At 66.8% G+C, this 25,849-nt stretch carries 26 protein-coding genes and 1 pseudogene; 19 read left to right on the top strand and 8 right to left on the bottom strand.

The genetic code is table 11. From position 1 onward, the window contains the following. The first annotated feature begins 106 nt into the window (after positions 1-106). From ASE64_RS01395 to ASE64_RS01370, 6 genes and pseudogenes are all read left to right on the top strand, one after another. Positions 107-511, top strand: a complete 405-nt coding sequence (locus tag ASE64_RS01395; protein ID WP_055774877.1) for a TOBE domain-containing protein — start codon at positions 107-109, stop codon at positions 509-511. Next, a complete protein-coding gene (gene modA, locus ASE64_RS01390; protein ID WP_055774874.1) occupies positions 508-1,305 on the top strand; it encodes a molybdate ABC transporter substrate-binding protein in 798 nt (265 codons plus the stop codon). The genes ASE64_RS01395 and modA overlap by 4 nt, the downstream gene beginning before the upstream one ends. A gap of 11 nt (positions 1,306-1,316) precedes the next feature. Further along, positions 1,317-2,108 carry an ABC transporter permease gene (locus tag ASE64_RS01385; RefSeq protein WP_055777250.1) on the top strand — a complete coding sequence of 264 codons (792 nt, stop codon included), beginning with the start codon at positions 1,317-1,319 and terminating at the stop codon, positions 2,106-2,108. A 62-nt stretch (positions 2,109-2,170) separates the two neighbouring features. Beyond that, a pseudogene (locus tag ASE64_RS01380) lies at positions 2,171-2,830 on the top strand (sulfate/molybdate ABC transporter ATP-binding protein); the annotation flags it as partial. A 70-nt stretch (positions 2,831-2,900) separates the two neighbouring features. Then, positions 2,901-4,001 carry a GTP 3',8-cyclase MoaA gene (gene moaA, locus ASE64_RS01375; RefSeq protein ID WP_055774867.1) on the top strand — a complete coding sequence of 367 codons (1,101 nt, stop codon included), beginning with the start codon at positions 2,901-2,903 and terminating at the stop codon, positions 3,999-4,001. Position 4,002: 1 nt separating this feature from the next. Then, positions 4,003-4,242: a MoaD/ThiS family protein gene (locus ASE64_RS01370; RefSeq protein ID WP_055774864.1), complete on the top strand. Its 240-nt coding sequence runs from the start codon at positions 4,003-4,005 to the stop codon at positions 4,240-4,242. Here the strand turns inward: ASE64_RS01370 and ASE64_RS01365 are convergent. Further along, on the bottom strand, positions 4,239-4,811 hold the full coding sequence (locus ASE64_RS01365) for a DinB family protein (RefSeq protein ID WP_055774862.1): 573 nt from the start codon (positions 4,809-4,811) through the stop codon (positions 4,239-4,241). The two genes, ASE64_RS01370 and ASE64_RS01365, sit on opposite strands and share 4 nt — an antisense overlap. Before the next feature lie 40 nt (positions 4,812-4,851). After that, complete coding sequence (locus tag ASE64_RS01360; protein ID WP_055774859.1) at positions 4,852-6,081, bottom strand: ThiF family adenylyltransferase; 1,230 nt, start codon at positions 6,079-6,081, stop codon at positions 4,852-4,854. 89 nt (positions 6,082-6,170) lie between these two features. Between ASE64_RS01360 and ASE64_RS01355 the strand changes: the two genes are divergently transcribed. The 5 genes from ASE64_RS01355 to ftsY all read left to right on the top strand — a co-directional run bounded on the left by ASE64_RS01355 (position 6,171) and on the right by ftsY (position 13,276). Further along, positions 6,171-7,049, top strand: a complete 879-nt coding sequence (locus tag ASE64_RS01355; RefSeq protein ID WP_055774856.1) for an endo alpha-1,4 polygalactosaminidase — start codon at positions 6,171-6,173, stop codon at positions 7,047-7,049. A gap of 79 nt (positions 7,050-7,128) precedes the next feature. Continuing rightward, positions 7,129-10,674 (top strand): chromosome segregation protein SMC, encoded by a 3,546-nt coding sequence (smc, locus tag ASE64_RS01350; RefSeq protein WP_055774853.1) that lies wholly within the window; start codon positions 7,129-7,131, stop codon positions 10,672-10,674. A 39-nt stretch (positions 10,675-10,713) separates the two neighbouring features. Continuing rightward, positions 10,714-11,382 carry a lipoyl(octanoyl) transferase LipB gene (gene lipB, locus ASE64_RS01345; RefSeq protein ID WP_055774850.1) on the top strand — a complete coding sequence of 223 codons (669 nt, stop codon included), beginning with the start codon at positions 10,714-10,716 and terminating at the stop codon, positions 11,380-11,382. Next, the gene (lipA, locus tag ASE64_RS01340; RefSeq protein ID WP_055774847.1) at positions 11,379-12,377 is read left to right on the top strand and encodes a lipoyl synthase; all 999 of its coding nucleotides are present in this window, start codon (positions 11,379-11,381) and stop codon (positions 12,375-12,377) included. The genes lipB and lipA overlap by 4 nt, the downstream gene beginning before the upstream one ends. 23 nt (positions 12,378-12,400) lie before the next feature. Beyond that, positions 12,401-13,276 carry a signal recognition particle-docking protein FtsY gene (gene ftsY / locus ASE64_RS01335; RefSeq protein ID WP_055774844.1) on the top strand — a complete coding sequence of 292 codons (876 nt, stop codon included), beginning with the start codon at positions 12,401-12,403 and terminating at the stop codon, positions 13,274-13,276. Positions 13,277-13,297: 21 nt separating this feature from the next. Here ftsY and ASE64_RS01330 read toward each other — a convergent pair whose 3' ends face one another. Continuing rightward, positions 13,298-14,173, bottom strand: coding sequence for an LLM class flavin-dependent oxidoreductase (locus tag ASE64_RS01330; RefSeq protein WP_055774841.1), 876 nt, complete (start codon positions 14,171-14,173; stop codon positions 13,298-13,300). A gap of 77 nt (positions 14,174-14,250) precedes the next feature. On the opposite strand from ASE64_RS01330, the gene ASE64_RS01325 reads away from it, so the two are divergent. Beyond that, positions 14,251-15,291 (top strand): alcohol dehydrogenase catalytic domain-containing protein, encoded by a 1,041-nt coding sequence (locus tag ASE64_RS01325; RefSeq protein ID WP_055774839.1) that lies wholly within the window; start codon positions 14,251-14,253, stop codon positions 15,289-15,291. Positions 15,292-15,315: 24 nt separating this feature from the next. Here the strand turns inward: ASE64_RS01325 and ASE64_RS01320 are convergent, their stop codons facing one another. Together ASE64_RS01320 and ASE64_RS01315 are read right to left on the bottom strand one after the other, a co-directional pair. Next, on the bottom strand, positions 15,316-16,653 hold the full coding sequence (locus tag ASE64_RS01320; protein ID WP_200920114.1) for an MFS transporter: 1,338 nt from the start codon (positions 16,651-16,653) through the stop codon (positions 15,316-15,318). Positions 16,654-16,658: 5 nt separating this feature from the next. Next, complete coding sequence (locus ASE64_RS01315) at positions 16,659-17,090, bottom strand: MarR family winged helix-turn-helix transcriptional regulator (protein WP_055774833.1); 432 nt, start codon at positions 17,088-17,090, stop codon at positions 16,659-16,661. Positions 17,091-17,205: 115 nt separating this feature from the next. Between ASE64_RS01315 and ffh the strand changes: the two genes are divergently transcribed. Further along, complete coding sequence (ffh, locus tag ASE64_RS01310) at positions 17,206-18,777, top strand: signal recognition particle protein (RefSeq protein WP_055774830.1); 1,572 nt, start codon at positions 17,206-17,208, stop codon at positions 18,775-18,777. A gap of 41 nt (positions 18,778-18,818) precedes the next feature. On the opposite strand, the gene ASE64_RS01305 is transcribed toward ffh, so the two are convergent. Further along, a complete protein-coding gene (locus ASE64_RS01305) occupies positions 18,819-19,565 on the bottom strand; it encodes a M23 family metallopeptidase (protein WP_156351587.1) in 747 nt (248 codons plus the stop codon). Between the two features lie 104 nt (positions 19,566-19,669). Here ASE64_RS01305 and ASE64_RS01300 point away from each other — a divergent pair, with 104 nt between their 5' ends. Continuing rightward, positions 19,670-20,494, top strand: a complete 825-nt coding sequence (locus ASE64_RS01300; protein ID WP_055774824.1) for an LLM class F420-dependent oxidoreductase — start codon at positions 19,670-19,672, stop codon at positions 20,492-20,494. On the opposite strand, the gene ASE64_RS01295 is transcribed toward ASE64_RS01300, so the two are convergent. Continuing rightward, a complete protein-coding gene (locus tag ASE64_RS01295; RefSeq protein ID WP_055774823.1) occupies positions 20,491-21,633 on the bottom strand; it encodes a glutamate--cysteine ligase in 1,143 nt (380 codons plus the stop codon). The genes ASE64_RS01300 and ASE64_RS01295 overlap by 4 nt on opposite strands. A gap of 247 nt (positions 21,634-21,880) precedes the next feature. Between ASE64_RS01295 and rpsP the strand changes: the two genes are divergently transcribed. The 5 genes from rpsP to trmD all read left to right on the top strand — a co-directional run bounded on the left by rpsP (position 21,881) and on the right by trmD (position 25,053). Beyond that, positions 21,881-22,315, top strand: a complete 435-nt coding sequence (gene rpsP, locus ASE64_RS01290) for a 30S ribosomal protein S16 (RefSeq protein WP_044442064.1) — start codon at positions 21,881-21,883, stop codon at positions 22,313-22,315. A gap of 2 nt (positions 22,316-22,317) precedes the next feature. Beyond that, positions 22,318-22,554, top strand: coding sequence for an RNA-binding protein (locus ASE64_RS01285; protein WP_044442063.1), 237 nt, complete (start codon positions 22,318-22,320; stop codon positions 22,552-22,554). Further along, a complete protein-coding gene (gene rimM / locus ASE64_RS01280) occupies positions 22,541-23,149 on the top strand; it encodes a ribosome maturation factor RimM (RefSeq protein ID WP_055774820.1) in 609 nt (202 codons plus the stop codon). The genes ASE64_RS01285 and rimM overlap by 14 nt, the downstream gene beginning before the upstream one ends. A gap of 277 nt (positions 23,150-23,426) precedes the next feature. Then, positions 23,427-24,239 carry an endonuclease domain-containing protein gene (locus ASE64_RS01275; protein ID WP_162234531.1) on the top strand — a complete coding sequence of 271 codons (813 nt, stop codon included), beginning with the start codon at positions 23,427-23,429 and terminating at the stop codon, positions 24,237-24,239. An 82-nt stretch (positions 24,240-24,321) separates the two neighbouring features. Next, positions 24,322-25,053, top strand: coding sequence for a tRNA (guanosine(37)-N1)-methyltransferase TrmD (trmD, locus tag ASE64_RS01270; RefSeq protein WP_055774814.1), 732 nt, complete (start codon positions 24,322-24,324; stop codon positions 25,051-25,053). Here trmD and ASE64_RS01265 read toward each other — a convergent pair. Next, positions 25,009-25,677, bottom strand: coding sequence for a helix-turn-helix domain-containing protein (locus ASE64_RS01265; RefSeq protein WP_055774811.1), 669 nt, complete (start codon positions 25,675-25,677; stop codon positions 25,009-25,011). The genes trmD and ASE64_RS01265 overlap by 45 nt on opposite strands. Positions 25,678-25,849: the final 172 nt, after the last annotated feature.

The raw sequence follows: 25,849 nt of genomic DNA, 5'->3' as shown, positions 1-25,849 counted from the left end.
AATCGACCCATGACTCCCGTTTCAGGTCGATTCGCGCCACATGAGCGCGTCAGCCACGCCGACCGACGCTCGCTAGTGGCGCGTATGAGGAACTAAACTGGGCTTTGTGACGCAGATACGGATAAGAGATGCCGCAGTGTTCCTCGGCGTGAGCGACGACACGGTGCGGCGCTGGATCGAGAACGGCGTGCTCGAGGCGTCGCTCGATGAAGCGGGCCGCAAAGTAGTAGAGGGCGTTGCGCTGGCGCGTCTGGCTCAGGAGCACTCGGCCAGCCCGGCCGATCCGTCCGACATGAACAGTTCAGCGCGCAATCGTTTCGTGGGCTTGGTCACGAAGGTCACGAGCGACCTGGTGATGAGCCAGGTCGAGGTGCAGTGCGGGCCCCATCGCGTCGTGTCGCTCATGAGCACCGAGGCCGTTCGCGAGCTCGACCTGAAGCCCGGTTCCGTCGCCGTCGCCGTGATCAAGTCGACCAATGTCATCGTCGAGGCGCCGCGGAGCCTCTCATGAAGCGGGCCGCCCTCGCGTCTCTCGTCCTCCTCGCAGCCGTCGGTCTTCTCGTCGGGTGCGCATCGCCTTCGACGGGCTCGGCGAACGACACGAGCGCACCGAGCGCGACTCCGGTCGTGAAGCAGACGCTCACGGTCTTCGCCGCCGCATCGCTGAAAGACACCGTCACCGAGTTGGCGAGCGAGTTCGAGGCATCGCACCCGGGCGTGACGGTGTCGCTGAACTTCGCGGGCTCGGCCGATCTGGTGTCGCAGGTCACCGAGGGAGCGCCTGCCGACGTCGTCGCCTTCGCCGACGAGAAGAACATGGCGAAGCTGACCGATGCGAAGCTGATCGCCGGCACGCCCGAGCTCTTTGCGAGCAACACCCTCGAGATCGCCGTTCCTCGGGGAAATCCGGCCGGGATCACCTCGTTCGCGGATCTGAGCAAGCCCGACGCCAAGGTTGTCATCTGCGCTGCGCAGGTTCCCTGCGGTTCCGCCACCGTCAAGATCGAGCAAGCCACGGGCATCGCGCTCAGCCCCGTCAGCGAGGAGTCCGCCGTGACCGACGTGCTCGGCAAGGTCTCGTCGGGCGAGGCGGATGCCGGTCTCGTGTACGTGACCGACGTCGATGCCGCGGGTGACTCGGTCGAGGGAATCTCCTTCCCCGAATCCGCGGGCGCAGTGAACAGGTATCCGGTCGGAATCACGACAACGTCGGCCCACCCCGAGCTCGCAGAAGAATTCGTGACGCTCGTCACCGGCGTGGACGGCCAGAAGATCCTCGCCTCTGCGGGCTTCGCGAAGCCATAGTGTCCGCTCGCATACGGCAGCGCCCGAGTCTCGGCGGCATCCCCTCGTGGGTAGCCATCGTCGCCGCCGTCGGAGCACTGCTCGTCATCGTGCCGATCGTCAGCCTTGCAACACGGGTCGACTGGCCCAACTTCGCTGCCCTCGTCAGCAGCCCCTCGTCGCTCGCGGCGCTCGCCCTGAGCCTGCGAACATCGGTCGCCAGCACCGTACTCTGCATCGTGCTCGGTGTGCCCCTCGCACTCGTCTTGGCGCGCACGAGCTTTCCCGGCAAGCGCATCCTCCGGGCGCTCATCCTCCTTCCCCTCGTGTTGCCGCCAGTCGTCGGCGGCATCGCGCTGCTCGCCGCTTTCGGCCGACGCGGCGTGCTCGGCTCGTCACTCGAGACGATGGGAGTGAGCATCGCGTTCTCGACCGTCGCCGTCGTGCTCGCGCAGACTTTCGTCGCCCTGCCATTCCTGGTGCTCAGCCTGGAGGCGGCCCTGCGCGCGGCCGGATCGCGGTACGAGGCCATCGCATCCACCCTGGGGGCCTCGCCCAGCACCGTCTTTCGGCGAGTGACCCTGCCGCTTGTTCTACCCGGGCTGGTCACCGGCGCGGTGCTCGCCTTCGCCCGGGCTCTCGGAGAGTTCGGTGCGACCCTCACGTTCGCGGGCAGCCTCGAGGGCGTGACGCGAACGCTGCCGCTCGAGATCTACCTGCAGCGGGAGACGGACCCGGACGCGGCCGTGGCCCTCGCCCTGGTGCTGGTGGTCGTCGCGGTGATCGTTATGGTCGTCACCTACGGGCGCAGGGAGATCCGATGAGCCTCGACGTCGATGTTGTCGTCGAACCCGGCCGGCTCGATGCGCGATTCTCGCTCGTCGAGGGCGAGACGCTCGCCGTCCTCGGGCCGAACGGAGCCGGAAAGTCGACCCTCCTCGACGTTCTCGCGGGCCTTACGAGACCAGATTCGGCGAACATCCGATTGGGTGACACGACCCTGGTCTCGACCAATCACGACGGCCGCGACGTCTGGTTGCCGCCCCACTCCCGGGGCGTCGCGCTCCTGGCACAGGAGGCCCTGCTTTTTCCCCACCTCAGCGTGCGTGACAACGTAGCGTTCGGCCCCCGCAGCACGGGCTCCGATCGCGCCCAGGCCCGCCGCATCGCCGAGCGATGGCTCGAGCGAGTGGATGCGACGGGGCTGGCCGACCGGCGCCCCCGCCGGCTGTCGGGCGGGCAGGCCCAACGCGTCGCGGTGGCCAGGGCGCTGGCGACCGAGCCGAAACTGCTGCTGCTCGACGAGCCGTTCGGTGCCCTCGACGCGGGGGTCGCCCCGCTGATGCGGCGCCTCCTTGCAGAGGTCCTCGCCGATCGCACGGTGGTGATCGTCACTCACGACCCGCTCGACGCGCTCGCGCTGGCCGACCGCGTGATCGTTCTCGAGGAAGGGCGCATCGTCGAACAGGGCGCGACGCGAGAGGTGCTTCTGAACCCGCAGACCGACTTCACTCGCCTCCTGACCTTCGGATTGGGACCTGTCTGACACGTCGTCTCGACAAACGTAGCGAGCAGCAGCACGGTCCGGTCGCCGAGGAACGACGTAGGCTGGGTGAATGAGCATCACGCTCGGCATGCCGACGATCCCGATCCGGGGCACCGCTGTGACGCCCGGCCAGCCGCAGGCATCCGATCGCCCCGCCGCGGCCGGCCTGCTCGACCGCTTCGGTCGCACGGCCACCGATCTGCGCATCTCGTTGACGGACAAGTGCAATCTGCGCTGCACGTACTGCATGCCCGCCGAAGGACTGCCGTTCCTGGCCGGGCCCAAGCTCCTGACCCGCGAAGAGATCGCGCGCCTCGCCCGCATCGCCGTGCACGAGCTCGGAGTACGGCAGATTCGATTCACGGGTGGCGAGCCGTTGCTGCGCAAAGACCTGGTCGAGATCATCGAAGACTGCGCGGCCCTCGAGCCCCGTCCCGAGATCTCTCTCACGACCAACGCGATCGGGCTGAAGAGTCGCGCGGAGGCGCTCGCCGCGGCGGGCCTGGACCGGGTCAACGTGTCGCTTGATTCGATCTGCGCCGAGACCTTCGCCACGATCACCCGCCGGCCGTTCCTCAACCGCGTGCTCGAGGGCATCGATGAGCTGCGCACCGTGGGCCTCGAGCGCACGAAGATCAACGCCGTGCTGATGCCGGGCATCAACGACGACCAGGGTGTCGAATTGCTCGAGTGGGCTCTGGCGGGCGGTCATCAGTTGCGCTTCATCGAGCAGATGCCGCTGGATGCCGATCACTCGTGGACGCGCGACGGAATGATCACCGCTGCCCAGATCCGCGAGAAGCTCGAGGTGCGCTACGTGCTCACGCCCGATGAGGCTCCGCGCGACGGAGCCCCGGCCGAGCTCTACCAGGTGCGCGAGAAGTCCGACCCGACCGGCGAGCTGCTCGGCATGGTGGGCATCATCGCGAGCGTCACCGAGAACTTCTGCGACGATTGCCGCCGCACCCGCATCACCGCCGAGGGTGGGGTTCGCAGCTGCCTCTTCTCCGAGGGAGAGACCGACCTGCTCGCGCTGCTCCGCGGTGGGGCGACCGACGAGGCGATCGCCGACCTCTGGCGCGCGGCAATGTGGGCGAAGCCATCCGGGCACGGCATCAACGCCTCCGGCTTCGAACAGCCTGCCCGATCCATGAGCGCGATCGGAGGCTGACGTGCAGGTTCAGGTGAGGTACTTCGCCGCGGCCAAGGCTGCCACGGGCGTGGCCGAAGAGACGCGCTCGATCGGAGACGAACACACGATCGGCGCCCTGCTCGACGAGTTGGGCGAGGATCCCCGTGCGGTTTTCGCGCGCTGCTCTTTCATTCTCAACGAGGTCTCGACGACCGATCGAGACATCGTGCTGCGCGACGGCGACCGCCTCGACGTGCTGCCCCCGTTCGCCGGCGGCTAGGCACGGCGCGCCTCAGCCTCGATCATGGCGCGATAGAGGGCCCACTCCTCTGCTGAGCGTCCCGGGATGTTCGGGTCTGCGTCTCGCAGGCCCACCTCTCCGTCGATGCTCTCGCGCAGAATATCGGCGTGCCCCGCATGCCGAGCGGTCTCTGCAATCACGTGCACGAGAATCTGGTGCAGTGTGACGCGGCGGGTCTCCGGTAGCCACCACGGCACGTCGCCGATCGCGTCGAGGCTGAGGGCATCGATCGTGGCATCGCTGTGCGCCGCTGAGTAATGGTGGAACTCGATGATGTCGGCGCGCGACTCGGCGGCGGGAACCCACATGTCGGCATCGTCCGCCGCATCCTCGGCGAGCCAGGAGACCGTGCGGTCGGCGGGTCGACCGAACGTCACACCGAAGTATTCGAGTTGCACGCCCGCGACATGTTTCACGAGACCGAGCAGATTCGTGGCCGTCGGGGTCAGCGGTCGGCGGGCGTCGTAGTCGCTGAGCCCATCGATCTTCGTCAGCAGGCTGTCGCGCCCGCGCCGCAGATAGGTGTGCAGAATCTCTTTGTCGTCCATACGACGACTCTGCCCCAGACGGACGACAGGCGCGAGCGCGTCAGTACCGAGCCTTGTCGGGCTCGATCTCGGTGACCCACGCGTCGACCCCGCCGCCGAGGTCGGAGATGTTCGACCAGCCGTTCTGCGCCATGTAGTCGCGGGCCTGGCCCGAGCGCCCGTCGTGGTGGCAGTACAGGATCACCCTGTCGTCCTGCGGCATCTTCTCGCGCGCCTCGTCGCTCAGTAGCTGGCTCATCGGAATCAGCTCCGATCCCTCGATAGCGACGATGTCGCGCTCCCACGGCTCGCGCACGTCGACCAGCACGAATTTCTGCTCGCCTCGCGCGCGGGCGTCGAGCAGATCCTTCAGCTGGGCGGGGGTCAGCCGTTCGGCCGACGGCTCGGGCTGGGCGGTGGATGCGTCGGGCTGGGTCACGGGAGTGCCTTTCGTTTGCGGGGTGGCGGGTGAAGAGGAGAAAGATGCGGCCGCGCGCTCTCGGGGAGCAGCATCGCGAGCGGCCGGGCCGAAGCGGATCTCGCGCCACGTCGCATCCAGACCGTCGTGCACGAGCAGGCGGCCGAGCAGCAGCTCGCCGAACCCGAGCAGGAGTTTGATGGTCTCGGTCGCCATGACCGAGCCGATCGACGCGCAGATCGATCCGAGAACGCCCGCGGTGGCGCACGTCTCGCCCTCGTCGGCCGCGGGTTCTTCGGCGAAGAGATCGCGCACCGTGACGCCCTGGCCGAGGGAGGCCGGAGGCGCAGCCCAGAACACGGTCGCCTGGCCGTCGAAGCGCAGCACAGACCCCCAGACGTAGGGCTTGTCCAGCAGCTTCGCCGCGTCGTGGGCGAGATAGCGGGTCTCGAAGTTGTCGGTGCCGTCGACGATCACGTCGTAGTCGGCCACAAGCGCGAGCACGTTCGCCGAGGTCAGGCGCGTCACCAGGGGAACGACGTCGATCAGCGGATTGAGCTCGGCCAAGGCGTCGGCCGCGGCGACGGCCTTCTGCCTGCCGACATCGGCAGTGCTGAACAGAGTCTGGCGCTGAAGATTCGAGGGCTCGACGGTGTCGGAGTCCACGACACCGATCGTTCCGACGCCCGCGGCGGTGAGGGAGGTGAGGATGGGGGAGCCGAGTCCGCCCGCTCCGAGCACGAGAACGCGCGAGGCCTTGAGCCGCCTCTGGCCGTTCATGCCGATCTGGGGCAGAGTGAGTTGCCGCGAATACCGGCTCAGTTCGGCGGGTGTCAGCGCGGCTCCAGGGGAGACGATCGGGGAGTGAGCCATTCCTTCGGGAGCGTCCAATCAGTGAGCGATGCCCCGGCGCGAAGTATGCGAGGCGGCGGATCAAGCGTACGCCGCCTAGCATGAGCGCTATGCGGAGCTCGATCAAGACACTGTCAGCCGGAGGCGTCACGGCGTTCACGGTCGTCGTCCTCGCCGCAGGGTGCGCGTCGAACGGCTCATCCGATGCCATGCCTACCCCGACGCCGAGTTACGTCATCACAGCGGCTGTCGACGGCGTCACGCTTCCCCCATTCGGCGAGCCGGCGGACTACCAGCTCGGCGGCAGCTACGACGTCGATGACGCGGTGAAGATGGTCGCGCGCGACAGCACCTCCGAGCCCGCGGAGGGCGTGTACTCGATCTGCTACGTCAACGGCTTCCAATCCCAGCCCGGAGACGACGAGCGGTGGAACATCGACAACCCCGACCTCGTGCTGCGGGATGACGCAGGCCACGCCATCATCGATCCGAACTGGCCCGACGAATTCATTCTCGACACCTCGAGCCCTGAGAAGAGGCAGCGCATCTCGCGCATGATCGGCGCATCGATCGAGATCTGCGCAGACAAGGGCTTCGACGCCGTCGAGATCGACAATCTCGACACGTACTCGCGCAGCGAGGGGCGCCTCAGCGTCGATGACAACCTGGCGCTCGCGAAGCTCTTCGCCGACCGCGCTCACGGGCGCGCCATGGCGATCGGGCAGAAGAACTCGGCCGAGCTGGGCGAGCGCGGGCGCACGGAGGCGGGCTTCGACTTCGCCGTCACCGAGGAATGCGTGCGTTTCGAGGAGTGCGGCGCCTACGCCGAGGTGTACGGCGACGCGGTCATCGACATCGAGTACACCGACGACCTCTCAGCCCCGTTCGACGAGATCTGCGCATCCGGCGACCGGCCCGCCACCACCATCCTCCGTGACCGCAACCTCGTCGCCGAGAACGAGCCCGGCCACGCGTTCGAGCATTGCTGACGAGCCTCGCCCCCGGTTTCGCGCCTGTTCGGTACCGTAGAGCAATCACGGGCAGTCGGAACGAAGCGGAGGGCCTCGGGTGTATCTGAAGAGCCTGACCCTCAAGGGCTTCAAGTCGTTCGCTCACCCCACCACCTTCGCGTTCGAGACCGGGGTGACCTGCGTGGTCGGCCCGAACGGGTCGGGCAAGAGCAACGTCGTCGACGCCCTCGCCTGGGTCATGGGCGAGCAGGGCGCGAAGACGCTGCGCGGCGGCAAGATGGAAGACGTCATCTTCGCCGGCACGGCCACCAAGGGGCCCCTCGGCCGGGCCGAGGTCATCCTCACCATCGACAACTCCGACGGTGCGCTGCCGATCGACTACTCCGAGGTCACGATCAGCCGCACGCTCTTCCGCAACGGCGGCAGCGAGTACGCGATCAACGGAGAGGGGTGCCGCCTTCTCGACGTGCAAGAGCTGCTGAGCGACTCCGGCCTCGGGCGCGAGATGCACGTGATCGTCGGTCAGGGCCAGCTCGACGCCGTGCTGCACGCTACACCCGAGGGGCGTCGAGGGTTCATCGAGGAGGCCGCAGGAATCCTCAAGCATCGTCGCCGCAAGGAGAAGACGCAGCGCAAGCTCGAGGCGATGCAGGCCAACCTCACGCGCCTCAGCGACCTCGCCGGCGAGATCCGGCGTCAACTCAAGCCCCTGGGGCGCCAGGCCGAGGTCGCGAAAGAGGCGCAGTCGATCGCCATGGTCGTTCGCGATGCGCGCGCCCGGCTTCTCGCAGACGAGGTCGTGACGCTGCGCACCGCGCTCTCCGAACACGGACGAACCGAGAACGAGCGCCGCACCGAGCGCATCGTGCTGCAGGAGCGCCTCGAGCAGAATCAGCTTCGGGTGGCGCGAATCGAGAACGCTCAGGTGGGCGATGCCGTCGACATCGCACGGCGAACGAGTTTCGGTCTCGAGTCGGTGCAGGAGCGCCTGCGCGGGCTCTTCACTCTGGCGAATCAACGGCTCGCGCTGCTGGGGTCGGATGCCGAGGGTACGGCCGCAGGGCCCACGGTCACGCCGCAGATGGTCGCCGACGCGGCCGACGAGATCGTTCGGCTTCGCGGCGAGGTCGCCGCGGCCGAGCTGGCTCTCACTGCTGCGCAGGCCGACTCCGTGACGGCGCGCTCTGCGCTCGACTCGGTCGACGAGGAGATCGCGGCGCAGAGTGCCCTCGTCTCGAGGCACGACCTCGAGATCTCCAAGCTGCAGGGCCAGGTCGACACGGCGAACTCGCGTCTGGCGGCCGTTCGCGGCGAGGTGCTGCGGCAGACCAACGCCCTCGAGGCCGCGACCGCCCGACGAGAGTCGGCGCAGGCAGAATTCGCCCTCCTCGAAGCAGAGGCCGCGGTCTCAGGAACGTCGGAGACCGACCTCGACGAGGCCTACGAGTTCGCGCAGGCCCGCCTGTTCGAGGCCGAGGCCGAGATCGAGATCCTGCGCGAGACGCTGCACGGCCACGAGCGCGAACGGGATGCACTCGCCGCCCGAACGAGCGCTCTGACGCTCGCCCTCGACCAGAAAGACGGCACCACCGATCTGATTGCCGCCAAGGTTCCGGGCGTGCTCGGACTCGTGGCCGACAACGTGACCGCCAAGCCGGGCTTCGAGGCCGCGATCGCGGCAGCCCTCGGCACGCTGGCCGATGCCGTACTCGCCGAGACCCCGGATGCCGCGCGCACCGCCATCGACCTGGCGCACAGTGACGAGCTGGGTCGCGTCGAGATCGTCGTGGCCGACCCCTCCGATTCGGTCGCCGACGAGGTCGCCTCGCCCATCGCATCCGCTGTGGCCGGGGTGATCGCGGCTGCCGATGTGATCACCGCGCCTTCCGGCGTGCGCGGACTGCTTGCCCGAACGCTCGTCGTCGACGACCTGGCGACCGCCCGCGAGGTCTGGCCGACGGTGTCGAAGCACGCGGGCGCCACCCTCATCACTCGATCGGGAGACGTACTCACCGAGTACGTGCTGCGCGGGGGATCGGGAGCCAAGCGCAGCCGCATCGAGCTGCGCGCCGAGCGCGACACCGCTTCGGTGAGCCTCGACGAGACGCGCTCGTTGATCGAGCGGGCGAAATTCGCCCTCGCCGAGCAGCGCGGAATAGTGCAGGTGGCTAAGGAGCAGTCGGCGAACGCCCTGGCGGCTCTCCGCGAGTTCGACTCCGCGCTCGCCGCGCAGACCGAGAAGCTCGCCAGGCTCAAGGCACAACTCGACGCGTCGACGGGTGAGTTCGACCGGCTCAGTACGGCCCTCGCGGCCTCGGAGGAGACTGTCGCCCAGGCCGAGCGGGCGGCGGCGACGGCGAAGGACGAACTCGAGACCGCGCAGTCCCGCCCGCGCCCGATGCTCGACGTGAGTCAGCGCGATGCGCTGTACGCCGAGCTCGAGAGCGCCAGGGAGCGGGAGATCGGCGCGCGGCTCCAGCTGGAGACAGCTCGCGAGCGGGTGCGCGCCGAGGAGGCTCGTCGAGCCGCCCTCGAGAAGCAGGTCGAGGCAGACCGTGCAGCGGCCGAAGAGGCGGCCCGCCGAGCCGTGATCCGGCGCCGTCAGGTCGAGGCGGCGACCGACGTGGTCGAAGCACTGCCCGCGGTGCTCAGCTCGGTGGAGGCCTCGGTGGCTGAGGCGCGCCTCGAACAGGCTCGCGCCGAGGCGGAGCGCGCGGAACAGAATCAGGAGCTGCTCGCCCTGCGCCGAGACGAAGCGGCATTGCGCGAGCGTCTGCAGGCGATCACCGAGAACGTGCACGGACTCGAGCTGCAGATCTATGAGAAGAAGCTGCATCTGTCGAGCGTGCTCGAGCGCGTCGGCAGCGAGCTCGGTCTCGTCGAAGACGTGCTCGTCTCCGAGTACGGCCCCGACGAGCTGATCCCCTCCGATACGCCGTCGCCTGAGCCCGTCGAGGGGCAGACCGCGGGCATCCCCTTCGATCGCGCGCAGCAGCAGGCCCGATTGGCGAAGGCCGAACGCAAGCTCGCCGAGCTGGGCCGCGTGAACCCGCTCGCACTCGAGGAGTTCGACGCGCTGGAGCAGCGGCACAAGTTCCTCACCGAGCAGCTGACCGACCTCACCAAGACCCGAACAGACCTGCTCACGATCATCGACGAGATCGACGTGAAGATGCAGGTCATCTTCGACGAGGCCTTCACCGACACGAAGGCGGCGTTCCAAGAGGTGTTCCCGATTCTCTTCCCGGGCGGCACGGGCAGCATCAGCCTCACCGATCCATCGAATCTGCTCACCACAGGCATCGAGGTCTCGGTGAAACCCGCTGGCAAGAAGATCGAACGGCTCTCGCTGCTGTCGGGCGGCGAGCGATCGCTGGCTGCGGTCGCGCTGCTGATCGCGATCTTCAAGGCCAGACCCAGCCCGTTCTACATCATGGACGAGGTGGAGGCAGCTCTCGACGACGCCAACCTCGGCCGGCTGCTCACCATTTTCGAAGACCTGCGAAAGACGAGTCAGCTCATCGTGATCACGCATCAGAAGCGCACGATGGAGATCGCCGACGCCCTCTATGGAGTCTCGATGCGACAAGACGGGGTGTCGGCCGTCGTCGGCCAGCGCGTCGGCGACAACCAGCCGGCGTGATTAATTGGACTGCGTCTATTAAATAGTTAGACTTCCGGCATGACGCAGCTTCTCCTTGCCGGATTCGGCGACGACGCACTGGAGTATCGAGAGGGCTGGGCTATGCAGCGCAGCATCCACGACGAGGTGGTCGGTGGTCGCTCGCCCGGCACTCTCATCATGCTCGAGCACCAGTCCGTGTACACGGCAGGCCGACGAACGGATGCGTCGGAACGGCCCACCGACGGCACCCCGGTCGTCGACGTCGACCGGGGCGGCAAGATCACCTGGCATGGGCCCGGCCAACTGGTCGGCTACCCCATTCTGCGACTCGCGGAGCCTGTCGATGTCGTGGGTTACGTGCGCCGTCTCGAGGGCGTTCTCATCGAGGTGCTCGATGAGCTCGGCGTGGAGTGCGGACGCGTCGAGGGGCGGTCGGGGGTCTGGGTCTCGGCGAACGGAACGGATCTCAAGATCGCGGCCATCGGCATCCGGATCGCCCATGGTGTGACGATGCATGGGTTCGCCCTGAATTGCAGCAACAGCCTCGCGCCCTACTCGCGAATCGTGGCGTGCGGCATCCGCGACGCGGGGGTGACGACGATCAGCGAGTGTCTCGGTCGCATCGTCACGCCGAGCGATGTCGCTCCGCTCATCGCCGAACGGTTCGCCGATTCGTCGGCGCTCGCGGGCTTCTCTGCCGACGCCGTCGCGGAGGTCGCCGCGTGAGCGCCGTGCCCGAGGGGCGCAAACTGCTGCGCCTCGAGATCAGGAACGCCGAGACGCCCATCGAGAAGAAGCCGGAGTGGATCAAGACGAAGGCGCGCTTCGGGCCCGAGTACCGCGCCCTGCAGAGCCTCGTGAAAGACGAGGGGTTGCACACCGTCTGCCAGGAGGCCGGGTGCCCGAACATCTTCGAGTGCTGGGAGGACCGCGAGGCGACGTTCCTCATCGGTGGGTCTCAGTGCACCCGCCGCTGCGACTTCTGCCAGATCGACACAGGCAAGCCCGCCGACTACGACACCGACGAGCCGAGGCGCGTCGCCGAGTCGGTCGAGAAGATGAACCTGCGCTATGCGACCGTCACCGGAGTCGCCCGCGACGACCTACCGGACGAGGGTGCCTGGCTGCACGCCGAGACCGTGCGCGAGATCCACCGTCGTAATCCCGGCACGGGGGTCGAGATCCTGGCCACCGACTTCTCGGGCAACAGCGATCTGCTCGCGGAGGTATTCTCGTCGAGGCCTGAGGTGTTCGCCCACAACGTCGAGACCGTGCCGCGCATCTTCAAGCGCATCCGCCCCGCGTTTCGATACGAGCGATCGCTCGATGTGTTGACGCAGGCCCGCGACGCCGGGCTCATCACGAAGTCCAATCTCATCCTCGGCATGGGCGAGGAGCCGGCCGAGGTGAGTCAGGCACTGCAGGATCTGCACGACGCCGGCACCGACATCATCACGTTGACGCAGTACCTGCGTCCGACCCCTCGCCACCTTCCGGTGTCGCGCTGGGTCAAGCCCGAGGAGTTCGTCGCGTTCAAGCAGGAGGCAGAGGAGATCGGCTTCCTCGGCGTTCTGGCCGGGCCGCTGGTGCGGTCGAGCTACCGGGCGGGTCGGCTGTGGGCGCAGTCCATGGCACGGAAGGGAATCGAGTTGCCCGAGCGCCTCGCCCACCTGGCCGCTGAGGCGGAGCGCTCAGACGGTTTCGTGCAGGCCGTCGGCTGAACGCGCGCCGCTAGTCTTGTCGTATGGCTGAACGCACCCCCTGGTCTTTGTCTGGCGCCCTCCGGGGCATGTTCACCAAGCCCACGATCGACGCCAACACGTGGGAGGACCTCGAAGACGCGCTGCTGAAGGCCGACTTCGGGCCGGACGTCACCGACTCCGTGGTGAGCGACCTGCGAGCCAAGGTCGATCGCTTCAAGACGACCGACCCCAAAGACCTGCAGCGCATGCTCCGCGAGACCATGGAGGAGCGGCTCTCGAGGCTCGACACGACCCTGCACCTCTCGGAGCGCCCGGCCGTGGTGCTCGTCGTCGGTGTGAACGGGGTCGGCAAGACCACCACGATCGGCAAGTTCGCCAAGTTTCTCGCCACCTACGGGCGCACGGTGGTCATCGGCGCGGCCGACACCTTCCGCGCAGCCGCCGTCGAGCAGGTCGCCACCTGGGCAGAACGTGCCGGCGCTGCCATCGTGCGGCCGCAGCACGAGGGCCAGGATCCCGCATCCGTCGCCTTTCAGACCATCGAGTTCGCGAAGCTGCACGGCACCGAGATCGTCGTCATCGACACGGCCGGTCGTCTGCAGACGAAGGGCGGCTTGATGGATGAGCTCGGCAAGATCCGTCGCGTCATCGAGAAGCAGGCTCCGGTTGCCGAGGTGCTTCTGGTGCTCGACGCGACCACGGGCCAGAACGGTCTCGCCCAGGCGGAGGCGTTCATTCAGCACGCCGGGGTGACGGGCCTCGTCCTGACCAAACTCGACGGCTCGGCGAAGGCCGGCTTCGTGTTGGCGGTGCAGGAGAAGACGGGCATTCCCATCAAGCTCATCGGCCAGGGTGAGGGCATCAACGACCTCACCGGCTTCACCCCGCACGTGTTCGCTCAGAACCTGGTCGGCTAGAACCTGGTCGGCTAGAGCCGCTCAGAATCGCGAGGCGACCTCGTAGAGAACCTCTTCGTCGCCGGCGTAGATTCCCTCTGGCCTGGGCCAGTGCGAGATCACATCGGTGAAGCCGAGTTGTGCCGCGCGGCCGACCATGTCGTCGAACGCGCCCACGCTCTCGAGAGAGAACTGGCCGCCCGAGTCGAGCGAGAGATAACGATCGATGGATGCCGGCTCGCGGCCCGCCGCGTTCGCCGCGTCGTCGAGACGGCCGGCCAGGGTGGCCACCGCAGACCACCACTCCTCGCCGGTGGCGCCGTCTTTGCCCGTGGTGACCCACCCCTGCCCGTGCTTCGCGACGAGCGCGAGGCCCTTCGGGCCGTTCGCGGCGAGCACGAACGGCACCCGCGGCTGCTGCGTCGCGACCCCGACCATGCGCGCGTCGACCGCTTCGTACCAGTCGCCGTCGAAGGAGATGCCCCGTGCTCCCTCGCCCTCGTGCCGCAGCAGCTCGTCGAGCAGAGTCACGAACTCCGCGAAGCGCTCGTGCCGCTGAAGCGGCGTGTACTCGGGCTGGCCGAGCACGAACGCGTCGAAGCCCGTTCCGCCAGACCCGACGCCGAGCACGAACCGACCGCCCGAGATGTCATCGACCGTCGCGATCTCTTTGGCGAAGGGCACCGGATGCCTGAAGTTGGGCGATGAGACGAAGGTGCCGAGGCGGATGCTCTCGGTGACGACCGCCGCGGCCGTGAGCGTGGGGATGGTCGCGTTCCATGGCTGGTCTGCGAGGGAGCGCCACGAGAGATGATCGTAGGTCCAGGCGTGATCGAAGCCGAGCCCCTCGGCGGACTGCCACTTTCGGCGAGCGATCGACCAAGGGTCTTGGGGAAGGATGACGATTCCTTGGCGCATGTCCCGAGTCTAGAGACTGGCTCCGACGTCGATCGTGGCCGGTATCGTCGGAGTCGCCCCTTGCGAGAAAGAGACCCATGCGCGCCGTTGTCTTCACTGAATTCGGAGGTACCCCCGAGCTTCGCGACGTGCCGGATCCCGTTCCCTCGGCCGCCGGCGTCGTCATCAGAGTCGAGACGACGGGAGTCTGCCGCAGCGATGCCCACGGATGGCTGGGCCATGACGACGGTATCGCCCTCCCGCATGTTCCCGGGCACGAACTCGTCGGCCGCATCGCCGCAGTGGGACCGGAGGTCACGAGGTTCCGGATCGGCGAACGCGTGACGGTTCCGTTCGTCTCGGCCTGTGGGCGCTGCCCCGAATGCGCGGGCGGAAACGGCCAGGTCTGCCGCAATCAGACGCAGCCCGGGTTCACGCACTGGGGGTCCTTCGCCGAGCTCGTGGCATTGCACAATGCCGACGTCAACCTCATCCCCGTTCCAGACGGGCTCGACTCGGGTGCTGCGGCCCTTCTCGGCTGCCGGTTCGCGACGGCCTATCGAGGTCTCGTGCACCGGGCGAGGCTCCAACGCGGTGAACGCCTGCTCGTCATCGGCTGCGGCGGAGTGGGGCTGAGTGCCGCGATGATCGGTATAGCTCTCGGCGCCGAGGTGATCGCCGTCGATATCGACCCTGTCGCGCTCGAGCGTGCCTCGTCGTTGGGAGCGGCGCACACCATCGACTCGTCCGGCCTCTCCGAGTCTCAGGTCCTCGAGGCGATCGCCTCCGTTGCCCCTGCCGGCATCCAGGTCTCTGTCGAGGCCTTGGGCAGGCAGGCGACGATGCGGCTCAGCGTGCTCGCGCTGGCGCCGCTCGGTCGACAGGTGCAGATCGGTCTGTTCTCAGAGGAGCCCGCGGTCCCGCTCCCGACGATCATCGCCAAAGAGCTCTCTCTGCATGGCAGTCACGGAATGCCGGCGTCGGACTACCCGGCGCTCCTCGACCTCGTTCTGAGTGGCGCCCTCGACCCGGCCCGACTCATCGAGCACCGGATCGGGCTGGCCGAGGCGCCTGCGGCACTCCAAGCCATTGCTGCGGGAGATCGGTCGTCTGGGGTCACCGTCGTCGACATCGCCTGACGCTTGACGCTTGGGGATCCGCGCTCAGGATCTCCGCGCATCCGCCTCGTCGAGGGCGAGATCCTCTTCAAGCTCCGCTGCAGTTTCGGGCGCGCTGCTGCGCGCGTAGGGTCGTCCGTCGTGACTCACGATGAAGTGCGGATGCGCAGCGCGGTCGTAGTGCAACCGCAGGTGCCGGAACACGATGAGCCAGCCGAGACCGATCGCAGCGGCGACGAGCCCCGACGCGGCGGCCACACCGATCGCCCAGCGAGGGCCGAAGCTGTTCGCCACCCATCCGACGACGGGTGCGCCGAGGGGAGTTCCGCCCATGAAGACCGCCATGTAGAGCGCCATCACGCGGCCACGCATCTCGGGCGCGGTCGTCGTCTGCACCGTGCCGTTCGCCGTGGTCATGAGCGTCTGAGCAGAGAGCCCCACGAAGACGAGCACGAGGGCGAATCCCCAGTAGCTCGGCATGACGGCGGCGGCGAGACAGCTCACGCCGAATGCGGTGGCCGCGACGAATGTGAGTCGGAGCCGTGGCCGGTCGCGTCGAGCCGACATCAGCGCCCCCGTCACCGATCCCACCGCCATGACCGACGAGAGCAGGCCGAAAGCCTCGGGCCCCTGCCCGAACTCGACGCTCGCCATGGTCGACGTGAAGATGGCGAAGTTCATGCCGAACGTGCCGATGATGAAGACGATCACGAAGATCACGAGAAGATCAGGCCTCGCCCGCACATAGCGAAAGCCCTCGAGCAGTTGGCCCTTGCCCTGCGGCGCACGCTTGCTCTGACGCAGCTGATCGACCCTGATGAACGCGAGCGAAGCCAAGACCGCGCCGAACGTCACCGCGTTCAGTAGGAAGACCCACCCCGCGCCGATCACGGCGACCAGGATCCCCGCGACGGCGGGGCCGATCATGCGCGCGGCATTGAACGAGGCCGAGTTGAGTGCCACGGCGTTCGACAGGTTGGAGCCGCCGACGAGTTCGGAGACGAACGTCTGCCGCACGGGCGCGTCGATCGCGGAGGCGATCCCCAGCAGCAGGGCGAAGAGATAGACGTGCCAGAGCTGGGCGACGCCCGTCACGACGATGAGGCCGAGTCCGAGGCCCAGAATGCCCATGGATGCCTGGGTCACCATCAGAGTGCGTCGCCGATCGAGACGGTCGGCGATCAACCCGGACCACGGCACGAGGAGGAGCTGCGGCCCGAGCTGAAGCGCCATGACGATGCCTACCGCCGCCGCATCGTGATCGGTCAGCTCGGTGAGCACGATCCAGTCCTGCGCCGTACGTTGCATCCAGGTGCCCACGTTCGACACCAGTGCTCCGGCGAACCAGATGCGGTAGTTGACGCTCGAGAGCGAGCGGAACATCGCGCTCACCGAGCAACCATCGTTCTCAGAATGACCGTCGCCTCCTCGAGTGTTCGTCGTTCCTCGGCCGTGAGTGCCGAGAGCCTCGAGTGCAGCCACGCGTCGCGCTTGCGCCTCGTCTCCTTCACGACCGCGAAGCCGTTCTCTGTGGCCGTGACGAACACCTTGCGGCCGTCCGACGCATCCGGTGTTCGAGCCACCAGGCCGGCGGTCTCGAGCGCGTTGATCGTGCGGTTCATCGATGGGGGAGTGACGTGCTCCCACGCGCTCAGCTCGTTCGGCGTGTGCGCCCCGGTGCGCACGAGGTACGCCAGCACGCTGAACTGGGAGTCGCCGAGGTCGATATCGGCCCGCTCGTTGCGGAGTCTGCGGGAGAGGTGCATCGTGACCCCGCGCAGCTCGGAGCTGAGGGCGGGCAGCGAGAGGGGAGGAGTCATATCTTTAGCCTAGCTCATTAGTTAGGCTAACGATCCGTCGCGTGTGTCGTTCAGCGGGCTCGTCGGCACGGTCCTTCGACCTGCGGCGTCGGCGGCCAGGTAAACTTGTCGAACCATGGCTACTTTCGGAAACCTGTCTGACCGGCTCGCAGAGACCTTCAAGAACCTTCGCACCAAGGGCAAGCTGAGCCCCGCGGATGTCGACGCGACCGTGCGCGAGATCCGCCGCGCCCTGCTCGACGCCGACGTCGCGCTCGAGGTGGTCAAGGACTTCACCGGCAAGGTGCGCGAGCGCGCGCTGGGCGACGAGGTCAACAAGGCGCTCAACCCGGCGCAGCAGGTCGTGCAGATCGTCAACGAAGAACTCGTGGCGATCCTCGGCGGCGAGGCCCGCCGCATCCAGTTCGCGAAGAAGCCGCCGACAGTGATCATGCTCGCCGGTCTACAGGGCGCCGGTAAGACGACGCTCGCGGGCAAGCTCGCCAAGTGGCTGGCCAAAGACAACCACACGCCGCTGCTGGTCGCCGCCGATCTTCAGCGCCCCAACGCCGTCAACCAGCTGCAGGTCGTGGCCGGACAGGCCGGAGTCGCCGTCTTCGCTCCCGAGCCCGGCAACGGCACGGGAAACCCCGTGAAGGTCGCGAAAGACTCCATCAAGTTCGCCATCGACAAGCAGTACGACGTGGTCATCGTCGACACGGCAGGTCGCCTCGGTGTCGACGCCGACATGATGAAGCAGGCCTCAGACATCCGCAAGGCCGTCGATCCCGACGAGGTGCTCTTCGTCATCGACGCCATGATCGGTCAAGACGCGGTCGCGACGGCCAAGGCCTTCCAAGACGGTGTCGACTTCACGGGTGTCGTGCTGACCAAGCTCGACGGCGACGCCCGCGGTGGAGCAGCCCTCTCGGTAGCCTCCGTCACCGGTCGACCGATCATCTTCGCGTCGACGGGCGAGTCGCTCGACGACTTCGAGCCCTTCTACCCCGACCGTATGGCGAGCCGCATCCTCGACCTCGGTGACATCCTGACCCTCATCGAGCAGGCCCAGTCGGCCTTCGACGAGGGTGAGGCCATGAAGATGGCCGAGAAGTTCGCCACCGACACCTTCACGCTCGAGGACTTCCTGTCGCAGATGCAGCAGCTCCGCGGCGCGGGCTCCATCAAGAAGATGATGGGCATGCTGCCCGGCATGGGCGGCATGAAGCAGCAGCTCGAGAACTTCGACGAGCGCGAGATCGTGCGCACCGAGGCGATCATCCAGTCGATGACCAAGGCCGAGCGGCAGAACTCCAAGCTGCTCAACGGCTCGCGCCGCGTGCGCATCGCCAAGGGATCCGGCATGACGGTCACCGACGTGAACCAGCTCGTGCAGCGATTCGAGCAGGCCGCGAAGATGATGAAGACCGTGGCCAAGGGCGGCATGCCGAACATCCCCGGAATGGGCCCGGTTCCCGGCGCCCACGGCGGACGCAAGCAGGTCGCTAAGAAGAAGGGCTCGAAGTCGGGCAACCCGGCGAAGCGTGCGGCCGAAGATGCGGCGCGCGCCGCCGGCATCAAACCGGATGCCGCGCCCGTCACGGCGGGCGGCTCGGGCTTCGGCCTGGGGCTCGGCAAGGGCAAGTCGGCACCGGGCGCTCCGAGCGAAGAAGAGCTGGCCTCGCTGCAGAAGTTTTTGGGTCGCTAGCGGCGTTCCGTGGTCCTCCGAGCCTCTTGGAGGAGGCGGGCTCAGTAGCTCGCGTTCGCCGTGAGGTAGGGGATCGCGTCGAAGCGGATACCGTCGGCGAAGAACAGCTCGAAGTGCAGGTGCTCGACACTGGCGTTGCCGGTGTCGCCGGTGAGCCCGATCACGGTGCCGGCCGTGACCTCCTGCCCCACGGTGACGGTCACGGATCCGTCTTGGAAGTGCATGTACATGCTGCAGAGGCGCTGTCCGCCGACCATGGTGGCGATCGCCACGTAATTGCCCGCTGAGCCGTTGTAGCCCGACGCGGTGACGACGCCGTCGCCGATCGCCTGGATGGGCGTGCCGTCTCCGGCGAGCATGTCGATGCCGTCGTGCATACCCTCGGCGCGTGGACCGAATCCGTCGCCGATCTTGACGGGATGGTCGTATGGCCAGGTGAGGCGCGTCGTCTCGGCGGGGGCGTCTCGCTGGCAGCCCCATCCTCCCGGGCTTCCTCCCGTCGACGCGGGGGCGGCCTTGACCACAGGCGTCGGGGTGGGTGTGGGCGTGGGGGTGTTCACGGTGTAGCCGTCGCGCAGAACGCTGGCGTCGGCGGCCGAGCCATCGACCGAGAGCAGCTGATCCTGTGACTGCGGACCGCCCGTGGCCCCGGTGAGTCCGAACGACGAGCCGGGCCCGAATGCTGCGGCCGGAAGGGACGTGGCAACCGCCAGTGCGCCGACGAAGAGCAGCGCGGCAGGAGGGAGAAACCGGGAGGCGATGTTGCGACGCGGCCGCTGAGGGCGCATGTTCGCAGACTTCGGCTCTATCGACTTCACCTGTTCATTGTGAGGTGAGATGCCGGATGCCGCAAGGTGAGTTCTCGAACAGGCGTGATAAGTAGGCTCGCATCATGACGACACACTCTTCGCGCCCCGTGCGCATCGGCATTCAGATCGCACCCCAGCACTCCGACTACACGACGATCCGTGACACTCTTCGTCAGCTCGAGGAACTCGGCGTCGATATCGCCTTCAACTGGGATCACTTCTACCCGCTGTCGGGAGACCCCGCGGGCCTGCACTTCGAGGGCTGGAGCATGCTCGCCGCCTGGGCCGAGCAGACCTCGACCATCGAGTTCGGCCCCCTCGTCACGTGTAACAGCTATCGGAACCCCGACCTGCTCGCCGACATGGCCCGCACCGTGGACCACATCAGCGCCAAGACCCCGGGCGCCGAGGGTCGGCTCGTCTTCGGTATCGGCTCGGGCTGGTTCGAGCGAGACTACGACGAGTACGGCTACGAGTTCGGCACGGTCGGGCAGAGACTGGATGCGCTGGGCGAGGCCATGCCGCGCATTGAGGCGCGGTGGGGTGTACTCAACCCGGCTCCCACCCGCAAGATCCCCGTACTGATCGGCGGTGGTGGCGAGAAGAAGACGCTCAAGCTCGTCGCGAAGCACGCGACGATCTGGCACAGCTTCTCCGACGTGCCGACTCTGCAGCACAAGCTCGAGGTTCTGCGCGGACACGCGTCGGATGTCGGCCGCGACGTCTCGGAGATCGAGATCTCGAACGATGTGAAGCTCACCGGTGCCTTCGGCTCGGCCGACGCCGCGGTTCTCGACGAGAAGGCCGAGGTGGGCGTCACGCTGTTCACCCTCGGAATCACGGGCCCGTCGATCGACCTCGGCCCGGTCAAGGATCTGCTGGCCTGGCGCGACGAGAAGAACGCCTAGCCGGTGTGCCCGAGGCCGTGGCGCAGTTCGCGAGTAAGCGAGGCGACCACGGCCTTGAGGCTGCCGCCGTTCTCCTCCGCGACACGAAGCTGGCGCTGGTAGCTGGCACCGTGCTCGAGGATCAGGTTCACCTGGGCGAGTTCGGCGACGCAGTCGAGCCGCTCGGCGATCGGCGCGAGGGTGACCAGCAGTTCTCGCACGTCGTCGGTGACCAATTTCTCGGCGCCCCGCGCATCCACGATGATCTCGGCGTCGAGACCGTAGCGCGCAGCGCGCCACTTGTTCTCGCGCACGTACCAGGGCTGAAGCGTCGGCAGGGTCTCGCCCGCGTCGAGCCGATCTGACATGTGCTCGACGAGGCACTGGATGAACGCCGCGACCGCGCCGATCTCCTCCGGGCTCGAGAGGCCGTCGCAGGCGCGCATCTCGAGTGTTCCCCACTGCGGTGAAGGCCGGATGTCCCAGCGCACCTCGGTGTGGTCGTCGACGATGCCCGTGACCTTCATATCGTCGACGTACGACTCGTACTGGGACCACTCGTCGAATTGGTAGGGGAGGCCTGCTGTCGGGAGCTGCTGGAACATGAGCGCGCGGTTCGACGCGTAGCCCGTCTTCTCGCCCGCCCAGAACGGGCTCGAGGCAGAGAGTGCTTGCAGATGCGGGTAGTAGTTGAGGAGACCGTTCAACAGGGGCAGCACCTTGTCGCGGCTCTCGACACCGACGTGCACGTGGATGCCCCAGATCATCATGTTGCGGCCCCACCACTGGGTGCGGTCGATCAGCTTGTGATACCGCTCCTTGTCGGTGATCTGCTGGTCGAACCACTGGGCGAACGGGTGCGTTCCCGCGCACATGAGCTCGACGTCGAGGGGATCGGTGATGGCGCGCACCTCGGAGAGCTGCTCCTGGAGGTCGTCCACGGCATCCGACACCCGGGTGTGCACCGCGGTGACGAGTTCGACGGTGTTCAGAAGGAGCTCTTCGGTGATGCGGGGGTGGTCTTCGCCGTCGGCTCCGCGAAGAGACTGCAGCACGTCGCCGGCGACATTGACCAGGTCGCCCGAGCTCTGCTCGACGAGTGCGATCTCCCACTCGATGCCGAGGGTCGAGCGTTCGGAATGAGCGAACGAGATCTCCATGAGCGGCTCCGATCGATAGCAGCGAATCGCCTCATCCTGACAGACTCGATGGAACGTGCTTCTGAATTACGCGCGCCGGTCGAATATCTGACAGAATGATCTGTCGAGTCTGCCCGCCCGACCCTCTAATCAGGTTGCGGCAGAACCCTCGAGAACTTTTTACGCCGAGTGTGCACCCCACGCTCACGGCTGCCAGTTCACCCACATTTAGGCCCACCAGGGCCGAGAGAAAAACCTAGGAAGAATTGTGGCTGTAAAGATCCGTTTGAAGCGCATGGGCAAGATCCGTGCACCGTACTACCGCATCGTCGTTGCCGACTCGCGCACCAAGCGCGACGGTCGTGTCATCGAGGAGATCGGCCAGTACCACCCCACCGAAGAGCCCTCGGTCATCAAGATCGAGTCCGAGCGTGCGCTCTACTGGCTCGGCGTCGGCGCTCAGCCGACCGAGCAGGTCGCCGCTCTCCTCAAGCTCACGGGCGACTGGGGCAAGTTCAAGGGCGACAAGGACGCGGTCTCGACCGTGCGCGTCAAGGAGCCCAAGGAGCCGTTCGTCGCAGACGAGAAGAAGAAGCCGGTTTTGAAGCCCAAGGCCGAGGTCAAGGTCGAGGCTCCTGCCGCTCCCGCCGAAGAGGCACCGGCTGCCGACGAGGCTCCCGAGGCTGAAGCAGAGAAGGCCTAGCCTTGCTCGCTCCTGCTCTCGAGCACCTGGTCAAGGGCATCGTCGACAAACCTGCCGACGTGCATGTCGTTGCGAAGAGCTCACCGCGCGGAGAGGTTCTCGAGGTGCGCGTGCATCCCGACGACCTCGGACGCGTGATCGGTCGTGCGGGTCGCACGGCCAAGGCTCTCCGCACACTCGTCGCCGCGCTCGCTGATGGCAAGCGCGTTCGTGTAGACGTGGTGGATACCGATTTCTAAGAACGAGACGCAGCAACTCCGGGTTGGTCGCCTCCTGAAAGCCCACGGGCTCAAGGGGGCGATCAAGCTGGAACTCTTCACCGACGACCCCGCACGACGCTTCGTGCCGGGCGCGGTGTTCACCCTCCAGGTTCCTACATCGTCTCCGTGGCACGGCAAGACCCTCGAACTCATCGAGCTCAAGTGGTTCAACAGCCATGCCGTCGGATTCTTCAAGGGCGTGCCCGACCGAACAGCCGCCGAAGGCCTGGTCAAGGCGATCCTCTGGATCGATCAGGACTCGGATGAGCAGTCAGCCGAAGAAGACGCCTGGTTCGACCACCAGCTCGTCGGACTCGACGTGATCCGCGACGGCGAGAAGATCGGCGTCGTGCGCCAGGTCAATCACATGCCAGCTCAAGACCTCCTGGTCATCGAGCAGGCATCCGGCGAGGTGCTGGTTCCGTTCGTCAAGGCAATCGTGCCAGCCGTCGACATCGTGGCCGGAACGATGACCATCACGCCGCCTCCGGGCCTCCTCGAAGAGCTCCCGGAGTCCGAGGACGACGAGACTCCCACCGAGGAGACGTCGCCGGAGGACACACCGGCCGAGTAGCAGCTTCACCCGAACGGGCGGAGATTACGTCATCCGACGCGCATAGCGAGTCGGATGTACTGATCTCCGCCCGTTCTTTGTTTTCCACAGATCTGTCGACGCTCCCCAGCGAGCTTGTCGCGCCGGGCACGATCGTCGTATGACGAGTCTCGAAACCATCCTCGGTTCGGCTGGCGGAGTCGCATCTCTGAGTTATCTGCAGACCCGCGGCGTTCCACGCCGAGAGGTCGACCGCGAGCTGCGCTCTGGTGCACTTCTGCGGGTCAGACAAGGCTGGGTGGCGTCGCCGGCGGCGAACGCGGAGATCGTGCAAGCTGTTCGGGTCGGCGGCGTGCTCACCTGCCAATCCGTACTGCGGCGACTCGGAGTTTGGTGCGACGATGACCGGCTCCTGCATGTTCGCGTGGGCAAACACACAACGCATCTCTCCGCCCCGCACGACCGCCGCATGCCGCTTGGCAGGCCTGGAAGTCGCGGCGTTCAAATACATCGCACGGTCGCTGGATCTGAGGCACTCGAAACGGGCCGCTCCGTCGATTCGGTAGAGATGGCGGTCATCCATCTCTTTCACTGCGAACCCCGCGACAAAGTGATCGTGAGTCTCGATTCGATCCTCAACAAGAGAATTCTGAGCCACGAACGACTCGAAGAGATCGCTTCGATTCTGCCCGAGAAGTTTCGTTCGTTCCTATCGCTTGTTGATTCAGCGGCGCAGTCGGGGTTGGAGACAAAGGCGCGTCTGGGCTTGAGGCGGCACGGAATCCCCTATCGCAGCCAGGTCTTCGTGGAGGGCGTGGGGCGCGTCGATCTCCTTATCGGCGATCGGGTGGTCCTCGAGGTCGACGGCGAAGCCTGGCACTCAGGACCGCTCGCCTACGCAGAGGACAGGCGTCGTGATCTCGAGCTTCTACGTCAAGGCTTCGTCGTCGTTCGCGTGAGCTACGCGCAGGTCATGAACCAATGGGCGCTCATAGAGGAGGTCATTCGATCCCTCGTCGCACGACGCGAGCACATGTGGGCAGGGCGGCACCGGCGTGCCGGACTCGGCGGCATCGCACTGGGCGGAGAACAGCTCAACCGAACCATATAGAGGCTCGGATGCTCTCGTCTCCGCCCGTTTCATCGAGTGTGCACTGCGCGACCGGGGCGGCGGCCGCAGCTAGGCTTTCAGGATGCGCATCGACATCGTCTCGATCTTTCCGAGCTTCTTCGACGCACTCGACATCTCTCTGCTCGGTAAGGCGCGCCAGTCCGGGCTCATCGAACTCGGGGTGCACGATCTGCGCGACCACACTCACGACCGGCATCGCAAGGTCGACGACACCCCCTTCGGCGGCGGCGCGGGAATGGTCATGAAGCCCGAGCCGTGGGGCGAGGCGCTCGACGCGATCCTCGATGCCGAGCCCACCGCATCCGCGGCCCCGCTGGTCATCTTTCCCTCGCCGGCAGGCGAGGTGTTCACCCAGAAGATGGCGCGCGAGCTGTCGACTCGCGAGCACCTGGTCTTCGGATGCGGGCGGTACGAGGGCATCGATCAGCGCGTGTTCGACGACACGGCCGAGAAGGCCGAGGTGCGGTTGGTGAGCCTCGGCGACTACGTGCTGAACGGCGGCGAGGTCGCCGTCATGGCAATGATCGAGGCGATCGGCAGGCTCATTCCGGGAGTCGTCGGTAACCCCGAGAGTCTGGTCGAGGAGTCGCACGAAGACGGCCTTCTTGAATACCCGAGTTACACGAAGCCGGCCGAATGGCGAGGCCGCGCCGTTCCGCCAGTGCTGCTCAGCGGCAATCATCGCGTGATCGCCGAGTGGCGTCGCGAGCAGCAGCTCGAACGCACCGCGCGGGTTCGTCCCGATCTTCTACGAGTGGACGATCAGCCAGACAGCGACGCAGGGCTCGCCTGACCGGTTGCTGAGGCGATGCGGCCTCGTCGCGGGAAACGTGATCGAGTCTCCGGCCGAGAGGGTCACATCTTCGCCCTCGAACGTGATCGTGAGGGTGCCCGAGGTGATGCTGCCGATCTCGAACCCGTCATGCCGGATGAGGTCGCCGTGGGCACTGCCCGTCGACCCTGCTGGGTAGGTGGACTCGAAGATCTCGAGGCCGGGCACTGGACCGGGGGAGAGCCTGCGATAGACGACGCCCGACTCGAGCTTCATGTCGGGCACGCGTCCGGCGCGTGAGATGACATAGCCGTCGCCCTCGACCGGCTCATCGGCGATGCCGGCGAGACGGTCGCCGAGCGTTGTGGCGGCGGTGGTGGATGCTGCCGCCGATTCCGCTCCCGGAGCTTCGAACGCCGCCGACAGGGGAACACCCAGCGCGGTCACGATGGCGATCAGGCGGTTCACCGAGGGAACCATCACGCCGGTCTCGATCTGCGACACGGCGCTCGCCGAGATGTCGAGCGACCGAGCGAGCGCTCGAAGCGAGAGGCCGGATTGGGTGCGGAGTTCGCGAAGTCTTCGACCGAGGGACTCGTTCGCGCCCTGAGCCGCCTCGTCTCCGGACTCGAGCACGTTCGCCACCCGTCAATTGTCACATGCCTGTAACAGGCACGAAATCGTGCGGAGCGTGTTAAGCAATAGCTTTATGAGCACTGACGGAGCCCTGGGGAGCTGCCGGTTAGGGAACGTGGATCGACTCGGATCATCCACCGCTCACCACCCTCCAACCACACTGTCGCACCACCGATGAGAA

It is taken from the genome of Agreia sp. Leaf210, assembly GCF_001421485.1.
Lineage (GTDB): Bacteria > Actinomycetota > Actinomycetes > Actinomycetales > Microbacteriaceae > Agreia.
This window is presented reverse-complemented; position numbering and strand designations above follow the sequence as displayed.